This is a genomic window from Mycobacterium sp. NGS68, assembly GCF_059812195.1.
In genome coordinates, this window is record NZ_JCALCE010000008.1 from 219,404 (window position 1) to 230,075 (window position 10,672).

At 65.2% G+C, this 10,672-nt stretch carries 8 protein-coding genes; 4 read left to right on the top strand and 4 right to left on the bottom strand.

Annotated features, from left to right (window positions below):
* Positions 1 to 64: 64 nt before the first annotated feature.
* Complete coding sequence (locus AC5Y5V_RS12075) at positions 65 to 490, top strand: protease inhibitor I42 family protein (RefSeq protein ID WP_499934835.1); 426 nt, start codon at positions 65 to 67, stop codon at positions 488 to 490.
* Here AC5Y5V_RS12075 and AC5Y5V_RS12080 read toward each other — a convergent pair.
* The 3 genes from AC5Y5V_RS12080 to AC5Y5V_RS12090 all read right to left on the bottom strand — a co-directional run bounded on the left by AC5Y5V_RS12080 (position 487) and on the right by AC5Y5V_RS12090 (position 4,158).
* On the bottom strand, positions 487 to 1,875 hold the full coding sequence (locus AC5Y5V_RS12080; RefSeq protein ID WP_499934837.1) for an FAD-binding oxidoreductase: 1,389 nt from the start codon (positions 1,873 to 1,875) through the stop codon (positions 487 to 489). The two genes, AC5Y5V_RS12075 and AC5Y5V_RS12080, sit on opposite strands and share 4 nt — an antisense overlap.
* 110 nt (positions 1,876 to 1,985) lie before the next feature.
* The gene (locus tag AC5Y5V_RS12085; RefSeq protein ID WP_499934901.1) at positions 1,986 to 3,197 is read right to left on the bottom strand and encodes a hypothetical protein; all 1,212 of its coding nucleotides are present in this window, start codon (positions 3,195 to 3,197) and stop codon (positions 1,986 to 1,988) included.
* A 124-nt stretch (positions 3,198 to 3,321) separates the two neighbouring features.
* Positions 3,322 to 4,158 (bottom strand): sulfurtransferase, encoded by an 837-nt coding sequence (locus AC5Y5V_RS12090; RefSeq protein ID WP_499934839.1) that lies wholly within the window; start codon positions 4,156 to 4,158, stop codon positions 3,322 to 3,324.
* A 69-nt stretch (positions 4,159 to 4,227) separates the two neighbouring features.
* On the opposite strand from AC5Y5V_RS12090, the gene AC5Y5V_RS12095 reads away from it, so the two are divergent.
* Entirely contained in the window at positions 4,228 to 5,598 is a 1,371-nt protein-coding gene (locus tag AC5Y5V_RS12095) for a serine/threonine-protein kinase (protein ID WP_499934905.1), read from the top strand.
* Here AC5Y5V_RS12095 and AC5Y5V_RS12100 read toward each other — a convergent pair.
* The gene (locus tag AC5Y5V_RS12100; RefSeq protein WP_499934841.1) at positions 5,595 to 6,842 is read right to left on the bottom strand and encodes a cytochrome P450; all 1,248 of its coding nucleotides are present in this window, start codon (positions 6,840 to 6,842) and stop codon (positions 5,595 to 5,597) included. The genes AC5Y5V_RS12095 and AC5Y5V_RS12100 overlap by 4 nt on opposite strands.
* Positions 6,843 to 6,938: 96 nt before the next feature.
* Between AC5Y5V_RS12100 and AC5Y5V_RS12105 the strand changes: the two genes are divergently transcribed.
* Complete coding sequence (locus AC5Y5V_RS12105) at positions 6,939 to 7,391, top strand: VOC family protein (protein WP_499934846.1); 453 nt, start codon at positions 6,939 to 6,941, stop codon at positions 7,389 to 7,391.
* Positions 7,392 to 7,461: 70 nt separating this feature from the next.
* Entirely contained in the window at positions 7,462 to 10,563 is a 3,102-nt protein-coding gene (locus AC5Y5V_RS12110) for a DEAD/DEAH box helicase (RefSeq protein ID WP_499934851.1), read from the top strand.
* The last annotated feature ends 109 nt before the right edge of the window (positions 10,564 to 10,672 follow it).

Genomic DNA, 10,672 nt, shown 5'->3' on the forward strand with positions numbered 1-10,672 from the left:
AGCGCGCGGCTGGAAACGCCGCCTTGTGCTTTCCAGCGGCCGCGGACCTGGCATATTTGGGCGGATGAAGACCGGAATGCTGCTGGCGCTCATTTCCTCGGCGATGCTGGGTTGCTCGAGCGGGGCGGTGCATCAGGCGGCGACCAAGACCATCGAGGTCTCCATGGGCGACGTCCTGAAGCAGAGCGTCATCGGCCGGGAAGCCACGCTGGCCGTCGGCGACACGCTCAAGGTGACGCTGGGCTCGAACCACACCACGCCCTACCGGTGGACCGCTGACGCGAAGATCGGCGACGCGACCGTCGTCAAGCAGACCGGTCACGAATACGTGCGCGGCAACTCCGACCTGGCGGGAGCGCCGGGCAGCGAGGTGTGGATGTTCGCGGCACTCAAGGCGGGGACGACGACGATCGTCACCAGCTACGCCGGCATCGTGGGGAGCGATCCCACGCCCGTCTGCACGTTCACCGCCCAGGTGACGGTGCGTTAGCGGTCCTGGTTTGCGCCGAACAGCACGTCGGGGTTGAGGATGCCCGCCGGGTCGAAGCTCTGCTTGATGCGACGCATCAGGGCGATCTTCGTGGGGTCTTCCAGTTCCAGGAAGTACGGGGTTTTGGCGCGGCCCAGTCCGTGCTCGCCGGAGATTGCCCCGCCCAATTCCATTGCCAGCTCGAATATTTGAATCATCAGCTGGTTTCTCTGGTCGGGATCCTTGCAGAAGATACCCAGGTGCACATTGCCGTCGCCGGCGTGCCCGCAGCCGATCACGGCGCCGCCGTTCGTCGCCGCCAAACCGCGGGCGGTCGCAAGGAATTTCGGCATCGACGCGCGCGGCACGACGGTGTCGATGATGTCGTCGGCGCCGGCCGCCTTCGCCGTCCAGAACGCCTTTTCGCGCGCTTCGATCAGCTTGCGCGCCGAGCCGCCCTCGAGGACGTAGGCGTCCAGCGCGCCCAGTTCGGCGAGCAGCTCGCCGCACCGTTCGACGTCCTCGTCGAGCCGATCCGCTGTCCGGTTCTCAAGTGCCACAACCAGATAGGCCTGACAGCTGTCCCGGATCTTGTCAGGAACGCCCAGCTCCAGGTTCTGGCTGTAGACAAGCGCGGCCATCGTCATGTTGTCGATGTACTCGAGGATGTAGGGCACCAGGCCGCTGGCGAGGACCCTCGGCACCGCTTCCATGACCTGGTCGAAGTCGGCGAAGGGGGCCAGCACGGACGCGCTGTGCTCCAGGCGCGGGTGCAGCTTGACGATCACCTCGGTCGCCAGGGCCAGGGTGCCTTCGGAGCCGACGATCAGCTGGGTCAGGTCGTAGCCGGTGGACACCTTGGCGATCCGCCCGCCGGTGCGGATGATCTCGCCGGTCGGCAGGACGGCCTGCAACCCCAGCACGTTATGGCGGGCCACCCCGTACTTGACCGCCCGCATCCCGCCGGCGTTGGTGCCGACGTTGCCGCCGACGCTGGACGACATCTCGCCCGGGTGGACCATGTAGCGCAGCCCGGTGTCGGCGGTGGCGGCGTCCAACGCGTCGAGTGTGACGCCCGGTTGGACGACCGCGACCTGGTTGGTGGTGTCGATCTCGAGGACGGCGTTCATCCGCTCGAACGAGATCAGCAGGCCGTCCGCCAGTGGGCGTGCGGCTCCGGACAGGCCGCTGCCGGATCCGCGCGCCGTCACCGGCGTGCCGTGCTCCGTCGCGGCTTTCAGCAGCAGCGCAACCTCTTCCGCTGTTTTCGGCTTGGCGACGTAGGCCGGTTTCTGCGGCGGTTCCGTCAGCTCCTCGTCGTGCGCATAGTCGTCGGGGACCGCGTCGCCGGTCAACAGGTTGTGCGCGCCGACGATTTCGGCGAACCGCGCCGTGATGTCGCTCATTGCAGGCCTCACCCTCTTCCCAGGTGCCGCCAGCGTAACGGCACTGCGGAATCGGCCGCGGATTTTCTGCCGTGGGGCTACGCTCGCGCGCCGGGCGCGAGGCTCGCGATCTACCGTTTGCGTCCGGGTGACGGGTGGACCAACCCGGACTTGGTCAACGCCTTTTCGACGAACTGCTGCACCGGCTGGGAGCGGAAGAATCCGGTGTGACCGCCTTGGTACCAATGGATCTCGGGTCTGTCCCAGTGCTCCCAGAGCCGATTGACCTGGTGGTGCGGGTGCACCAATCTGTCGGCGACACCACCGTAGATGAAGCGGGCCTGGGGGGCCACTCGTGGAGTCATCCCCAACGGCGAGATCATCCGGCCGATTGGTTGGGCAAGCTTCAGCGTTTGACGTGCGGGGTCGTCACGGCTGAGGGCGGCATGCCGGCCAAGCACTTCGAACAGATCGGCGACCGGCACGCCGAGGATCGCGCACGCGAGTTCGTCGTCGAGGCTGGCGACCAGCGAGGTGATCAGACCGCCAAGCGAGAGGCCCTTGAGCCCGATCGTCGCGCCGGGCTGCTCCGAGCGGATCCAGGACAGCAGGCGCCGGATGTCCCACACCGCCTGAGCGGCGAGGTGGACTTCGTTGAGCATGGTGCCGCTGGGGAACGCGTCGGCTGCCGGCAAAGCCCGAGCCCGGGGGCCGTGCATGGGCAGCACCGGCAGCACGACATTGAGGCCGAGGTCGCGGTAGTAATGCCAGGCGCGAAACAGCGTGGGGTCGACCGCGGCGCGTCCCATCGCCGCACCGTGCACGCATACCAGCCAGGGCCGGGGCTCCCGGTGCCGCATCACCAGGGCGTGCTCGCGGCGATTGGCGGTGTAACTGAGCCACCGATCGCGGCAGGGGTCGCCGGGGTTAGGTTCGTATTCGCTGTCGAAAGAGATGCGCTGGTACCGGCGGCCCATGTTGTTCACTGGCTTGGCGGTGACCTCAGTCAGCGGTGGCGGCGAGGCGAAAAACCCCTCCGGGTGGTCCAGCCAGCCCTTGTGGCCGTAGAACTCCAGCGCCGACCTGACGTCGCGATCGATCCGCTCCAACGCCGGGCCGCCGGGCGCCGAATGTTGCAGACGAAAGCCGAGTATCACCAGTTCGTCGCGGAAGGCGTGCCCTGCCAATGCCAGCGTGGGTCGTGCCGCTGGCAGCTCGTCAGGATCGCGATCCAAATAGTCGCCCCACGAACGCGCGTAGAACCCGCCTGTGCCGGTGAGGGGCCGCACGAGATGCCCCAGGGGCGTGGTGATGCTGCGTCGTCTAGCTGCAGTCGGCAGGATGGCTGCCTGGTCGGCGTCTCGCACGTAGCCTCTACTTCGTCGGATCGGCTCGGAATGCTCGGGGCTGTCGGTATCGGGCGAAAGGTCTTGTACCCCGACATTTGGTCGCGAAACGCGGGTGCCGCTATTCGGCCCCAGTGGCGACGGGGCGGTTCGGATCCGAACTCCACTGAGACCACGACCCCGGGAACAGCGCCGCGTCGTGGCCGAGCGCGGTCAGGGCGGCGACGGTGATCGCCGCCGTGACGCCGGAGCCGCAGTAGGCGCCGATGCGGCCGGCGGTATCGGGAAACAGCTCCCGCAGCGCGTCGTCGTCGAGAAACGTTCCGGCGCTGGTCAATACGGCACCGCTGGGTACGTTGCGGGCGCCGGGGATGTGGCCGGCGACGGGGTCGACGGGTTCGACCTCGCCGCGGAACCGTTCGGGGGCGCGGGCGTCGAGCAATGTGACGTCGCCGCATTGCTCCGCGGTCAGGGTGGGCAGCGCGCCGGCGTACAGATCGTCGTGCGGCACAGTCACATTGCCGGGCGGCGGGTTGACCGCGCCGGTCTCGAGGGCGCCGCCGGCCGAGCGCCAGGCTCCCAGCCCGCCATCCAGGATGCGCACGTTCTCGATGCCGGCAGCGGTGAGCACCCACCAGGCTCGCGAGGATCCCGCGCGGTTCCAGTCGTCGTACACCACGACGGACATGCCTTGCCGGATGCCCCATCTTTGGGCGGCTGCCTGCAGGCTGCGGCCCGACGGCAGCGGGTGCCGGCCGCGTCCGGTGACCGTGTGGTCGCTGAGCTCGTCGTCGAGCGACACGTAGACCGCGCCGGGGATGTGGCCGTCCAGGTGGGCCGCGCGCCCGTCGGGCGCATCGAGGCGCCAGCGCACGTCGAGAATGACTGGTGGATCGCCGGATTCGAGGAGGTCGGCGACCTCTGCGGCCGTGATCAGCACCTGGGCGCGAGGTTGCACGCACACGAGCCTAGCCGCCGTGAGGTTAGGCGAACGGGCGATGCGGGAACCCTGCGGGCTGCCGAACGCCTGTCGAACGCAGCGAAAGGATCGTCACACATGTCTACCCGGTTCGGACCGTATGACCTGCGCGAATTGATCGGCGCGGGCGGAATGGGCGAGGTCTACCGGGCGTATGACAGAACCAAGGACCGGATGGTCGCGGTCAAGCTGTTGCACCGCGAAAAGGCCGCTGACCCGTCGTTTCGGGAGCGGTTTCGGCGGGAGTGCCGACTGGTCGCCCGGTTGCAGGACCCGCACGTCATCCCGGTGCACGACTTCGGCGAGATCGACGGTGTGCTGTTCATCGAGATGCGCCTGGTCGACGGCGGCAGCCTGCGGGACCTGCTGCGTGAGCGTGGCGCGCTCGATCCCGGACAGGCCGCGTGGATCATCGCGCCGGTGGCGGCGGCGCTGGACGCCGCGCACGCTGACGGCCTGGTGCACTGCGACGTCAAGCCGGAGAACGTGCTGCTCACCGGGGATGGGTTCGCGTACCTGGCCGACTTCGGGATTGCTGACGTCGGGTCCCCGGCATACACGGCGCCCGAGCGGTTCAGCGGCGGCGGGGTGGGGCCCGGTACCGATGTCTACTCGCTGGCGTGTGTGCTGTACGAGTGTCTGACCGGGCGTCCGCCGTTCGAATGCGACGCGGTGCGGGAGCTGGTCGGCGCGCACCGGTCGTCGCCACCGCCACGGCCGAGCATCATGCGCCGGGGCATCGCGCGGGCGTTCGACGACGTCATTGCGCTCGGGATGGCGAAACAGCCTGCTTCGCGGTTCATCTTCGCCGGCGACCTGGCGAAGGCGGCTACCGCGGCGGCGGCGGCGTTCCCGCCGCCTGCGATTTCGGCGCCGCGCGCGGACAGTCCGGTTGTAGCTGCGGTGCCGGCGCGAAGCCCGGGCCGCGGGCCGTTGCTCGTCGGCGGGGTGGCGGTGGGGATGCTGATCGTCGCGGCGATCCTGGCCGGGGTGTTGGCGCTGGGCAGCGGACCTTCTCACGAGGCGCCGTTGGCGGCGCCACCCGTGGGGTCCTCGGCCGCGCCTGCGACGACGACGCCGTCGCTGTCACAGCCGGTCCAGGGCGCCGACGCGCTGGGCTTTGTCGGGCATTCGGCCCGGTGCGACGCCGGGAACCCGCCGGCCGCGGTGGTGCGAACCGCCAAGTCGATGGTGGTGGTGTGTCAGACCGCTTCGGGAGACTTCTACTACCGCGGTGAACGGATTAGCGACGGCGCCAACATTGAACTCGCCAACGCGCTGCGCGATTCCGGTGGATTCGACGTCACCAATCCGGCGAACGGGGTGCGCTACGAGGTGCGTCCCGAACGGTTGCGGATCATCAGCGGTGCTCACGTCGATTCGTCGGAACCGGTGCTGCAATATGCGTCGGCTCGCTAGCCGCGCTTCGGGTTGAAGGTGACGGGGAGCCTGGCCAGTCCGGTCATGCTCGGGTTGCCGAGGTACTGGTGGACGTTTTTGACGTCGACCACATAGTCGGGGAGGCGGTCGAGAACTGCTTTGACCATCACCTCGGACATCAGTCTGGCCAGGTGCGAGCCGATGCACCGGTGCGGTCCGAGGCCAAAGGCGAGGTGGCGGTTGGGGGTTCGGTCCAGCACGATCTGGTCGGCGTTGTCGAACTCGTGCTCGTCGTGGTTGGCGGCCAGCCAGCTGATGACGACTCTGTCGTTCTTTCGGAGGCGCTGGCCGTTGATTTCGACGTCCCTGGTGACGGTGCGGCTGAGTTGCTGGTTGACCGAGAAGTAGCGCAAGAACTCGTCGGTGGCGGTGCGGTACAGCTCGGGCTTCTGGATGAGTTGTTGCCTGAGGTGCGGGTGGGTGCCCAGGTGCAGGAGCGTGAGCGCCGTCTGCGAGGTGGTGGTGTCGACGCCGCCGGCGATGAGGTTCCACAGGATGTTGAGCAGCTGTTCGTCGGTGAGGCGCTGGCCGTCGAATTCGAACTGAAGGAGGAAGCTCGTCAGGTCGTCTTTGGGGTTGGCTTTTCTTTTGGCCGCGTATTCGAGGACTTCTTGCATCATGGCGGGGACTTGGGAGATGGCGGCGACGTACTCGGGGCTGTCCGTGTGCGTGGCCATGACGGAGTGGAACAGGTTGGCGTACAGCTGCCAGTTGTCGTACGGCAGGCCCATCATCTTCATGGTGAGGATCGCCGGGACCGGGCTGGCGTATTCGAGGACCAGGTCCATGTGTCCTTTTGCTAGGTGCTGGTCGAGGAAGGTATTGGCCGTGTCTTCCATGAAGGGCCTCAGCCGCTGGACGGCGCCGGGCGAGAAAAATGGGGCGAGGGCGTGGCGTAGGGCTAGGTGGTAGGGACCGTCGATCTCGCCGATGCCCAGAGCCGGTTGGCCTTCCGGCCGCGGGACGCCCATCTCGCCTTGGTAGCTAATGCCGTCCTGCGCGTCCGGCTCGTACTTGTGGGCGAACGTGTCGCCGTCTCTCGCCGCCGTACTGACCGCGTCGTAGCTGGTGAGGAACCAGAAGCCGTCGTAATGCTGGTTCCACGCGACGGGGCATGTCTCGCGTAGTTCTTTGTTTCGGGCGAGTTCGTTGAGGTTGAAGTCGTCGGCGTGGTGGTCGAAGTCGATGATCGCGTCCTGGCTTACGTCGGGGCGGGTGGCCATCGAGACTTCTTCCTGGGTTGCCGGCGGCCCATGGAGCCTATTGGGCTATCTTTGCATTATTACGCTTTTACGGGTGTGTTGTCGCGGAGGTTCGTAGTGCCTAGCAACGGAACGGTTTTCAACCACGTCGGGCTGTGCGTCGCGGATCGTGAACGGTCGCGGCGCTTCTACGAGGGACTGTTGGGTTTTCAATTTTGGTGGGAGATCGATCCGCCGGACGACCGGACCGCCGTGCTATTGGGCCTGCCCGAGCCACTGGGTGTGCACGCGACGTATCTGGTGCGCGACAGCTTCGTGCTGGAACTGATCGACTACTCGGCGCGTCAGGTCGAGGTCGGGCCGCCGCGGGTGATGGACCAGGTCGGGCTGACGCATCTTTCGTTTTCGGTGCCTGATCTGGGTGGGGCGTTGGCTCGGGTGGCGGAGTTTGGGGGAGAGGTGGTCGACGGGACCGTCACCGCCGGGTCCGCGATGATTCGTGATCCTGATGGGCAGTTGCTGGAGTTGCTGTCGGACGGTTGGTTGAAGGTGTTGCCGCCACGGCCTTAGTGGGCGGGGCAGACATAAACCCAAATCCATTCCCACCCGCCTGTCGGGCCGGTCCGCTACGCTCCCGGGCGTGCAAGAAGGCCTCTACGAATCGCTGTTGACGGAACGGTTGCACCACGAACTGGTTCAGCGACCCGACCTTCGCTCCGAGACAATTCCGGTCGATGGCGGCGAGCAGCCGCTGGCGATAGCGCGGCATTTGACGCCGATTATTGAGCGCGCGCTTCGGGCGGCTGCTACACCGCAGGACCGCGTCGAACTGGTCCACCGAATCCTGATTGCACTACACGATGCTGATGCAATCGTGGACGCGTTGTATCAGAGTGAATCTGGAAGAATCGAGCGGCTTGACGAGATCGTCGACGCGAACCACCTCGGTGCAATTCGTCTACCTCGGCCCGCCACTCCACTGTCGGACACGGCGCTCATGACCAATGCCCACAACGAGCCGACATTGGCTGCCGAGTTGCGTGCCGAACTCGCCAGCGCTGATCACGTGGATCTGCTATGCGCGTTCGTCAAATGGCAGGGCCTTCGACTGCTCGAGGAAGAGCTCGGTGAGCTCCGACGACGTAATGTGCCACTGCGGGTCATTACAACGACCTACCTTGGCGCCACCGACGCGCGCGCCCTCGACGCATTGGTTGATGAGTTCGGTGCGCGGGTGCGGGTGAACTACGAAATCCAACGCACCCGGTTACACGCCAAAGCATGGCTCTTGCGGCGTAATACGGGTTTTCACACCGCGTACGTGGGTTCGAGCAACCTGTCCCATGCCGCGATGGTCGACGGGCTCGAGTGGAATGTCCGCCTGTCGGCGGTCTCGACACCGCATTTGCTGGAGAAATTTCGGGCGACCTTTGACTCTTACTGGGAGAACATCGAATTCGAAGCGTATAAACCATCATCGGACGGAGAGAAGCTGCGTGCGGCGCTTGACATCGCCGCCGGAGGACGTCGACGTGACCAGCTGACCGTGACATTGTCGGGGCTGGAAGTTCATCCCAAACCGTTCCAGGCCGAGATGCTCGAGGAACTCGACGCTGAACGGACACTGCATGATCGCCACCGCAATCTGATCGTTGCAGCTACCGGCACTGGTAAGACCGTGGTTGCGGCGCTGGATTACCGCCGCCTTGTGCGCGAAACGCATGGCCGTGACCTCACTCTCTTATTTGTGGCTCACCGCAAAGAGATTCTTATTCAGGCAAGGCGGATGTATCAGGAGGTGTTGACCGAATCGACATTCGGTGAACTCCTGGTTGGCGGTGATCAACCGACTAGGTGGAAGCATGTCTTCGCGAGCATTCAGTCGCTGTCAGCTGAACGAATTGCCGCTATCGATGCCCACCACTTCGACGTGGTGGTGATCGACGAGTTCCATCACGCCGAGGCTGCGACATATCGACGTCTGCTTGAGCATGTGCGCCCCATCGAACTGCTGGGGTTGACCGCGACTCCTGAACGCGGCGACGGTGTAGACGTCCGGGAGTATTTCGATTGGCGCGTTGCCGCTGAACTTCGACTCTGGGAAGCCCTCGAACAGCACCTGCTGTGTCCGTTCCACTACTTCGGCGTTCACGACGGAGTCGATCTGGGCGACTTGCAGTGGAAGCGAGGTGGATACGATTTGTCCGCGCTGAGCGGCCTATACACCGGCAACGATGCACGCACACGGATCGTGCTTAAGGAACTCCGCGACAAGGTGGCCGACGTGGCCACCATGCGTGCCTTGGGATTCTGTGTAAGTGTCGAGCACGCCCAATACATGGCGAATCGATTCCTCGCAGCAGGGGTTCCGGCCCGTGCAGTCTGGGCGGATACGGGTCCCGACGAACGCCAAGCCGCGCTGAAAGCATTGCGCGACAGGGAAATCAACATAATCTTCGCCGTCGACCTGTTCAACGAAGGGCTCGACATTCCCGAGGTCGACACGGTCTTGTTCCTGCGCCCGACTGAGAGCGCTACCGTTTTCCTGCAGCAACTCGGCCGTGGTCTGCGGTTGACCGAGGGGAAAACCGTGTTAACCGCCTTAGATTTCGTTGGGCATCAACGTCGAGAGTTCCGCTTTGACCAACGGTTTCGCGCACTGACGGGACTCGGACGCAAACAATTGATCAAGCAGGTGCAGCACGGCTTCCCGTTCTTACCGTCGGGCAGCCAGATTGTGCTGGATTCGGAGTCGCGGCAGTCGGTGCTGGACAACATTCGACAGCAACTGGCCCCGCGCTGGGCGGCGTTGGTCGGTGAGGTGCGCACGCATCCCGGCACCGACCTCGTCGCCTATCTTGACGATTCTGGTCGAGGTCTGGAAGACGTGCTGCGCACCGGTCGGTCGTGGACGACACTATGCCGCGACGCGGGAAAGGCCGTTGGCAAAATCGGCCCGCGTGAGCACGAGCTGATCAAGCGTGTTCGCGTGCTTGCTCATGTCGACGATCGACGCCGCCGCGTTGCTTACCACGCCGCATTAAGCGGAGGCGCCCCATCCGGTGGCGGCATCGAAGAGCGGCTGGCGGAGATGCTCTTCTTCTCACTGTTTCCTGGTGGCGGTGGATTCGACAGCGCCGCGGCAGGACTGGCAGCACTGAAGGACGAGCCTGTGGTCGACGAGATGCGTCAGGTCATCGACATTGCTTTTGACAACGCACGGCGTAGCACAATCTCGTTGGACGAATTCATCCCGGATCTCGCCGACGTGCCACTTGCGCTGCATGCCAGCTACTCGCGCGAGGAGATTCTGGCCGCCCTCGGGTTCGCGTCCTTGAGACGTACACCGAGCACGATGCGGGAAGGCGTTGCCTGGTGCGAAGCGGCGAACGCGGACGCCTTCTTGATTACGTTGAGGAAGACAGAAACGGACTACTCGCCAACCACGATGTATCGCGACTTCGCTCTGAGCCCAGAGCTATTTCACTGGGAATCGCAGTCGACGACGTCGTCGGCTTCGCCCACCGGGCAGCGCTACATTCATCACCGCGAGCGCGGTTCGCACATCTTGCTGTTCGTCCGGGAGACGAAAAGCAACGCGCTGGGCACGTCGCCATATGTGTTCCTCGGCCCAGCCGACTACGTCTCGCATGAGGGTGAACGACCGATGGCGATCACGTGGCGCCTGCGACAGCCGATGCCGACCGAAGTGTTCATGGCTTCGCGAGCGGCGGTCGCATGATTGGCTTCCGCTTGTTCGGCGCCAGCTGAACAAGCTGCATCGCTGCCGGACGGGCCGAGGTAGCTATTGGTCGGCAAGCACGCCGGTGGCAACCATGCCGTCTTTCGAC

Coding starts and splice junctions, on each gene's coding strand:
- AC5Y5V_RS12100 (WP_499934841.1), bottom strand. CDS start 6,842: ATGGCCACCCGCCCCGACGTAAGCCAGGACGCGATCATCGACTTCGAC.
- AC5Y5V_RS12075 (WP_499934835.1), top strand. CDS start 65: ATGAAGACCGGAATGCTGCTGGCGCTCATTTCCTCGGCGATGCTGGGT.
- AC5Y5V_RS12080 (WP_499934837.1), bottom strand. CDS start 1,875: ATGAGCGACATCACGGCGCGGTTCGCCGAAATCGTCGGCGCGCACAAC.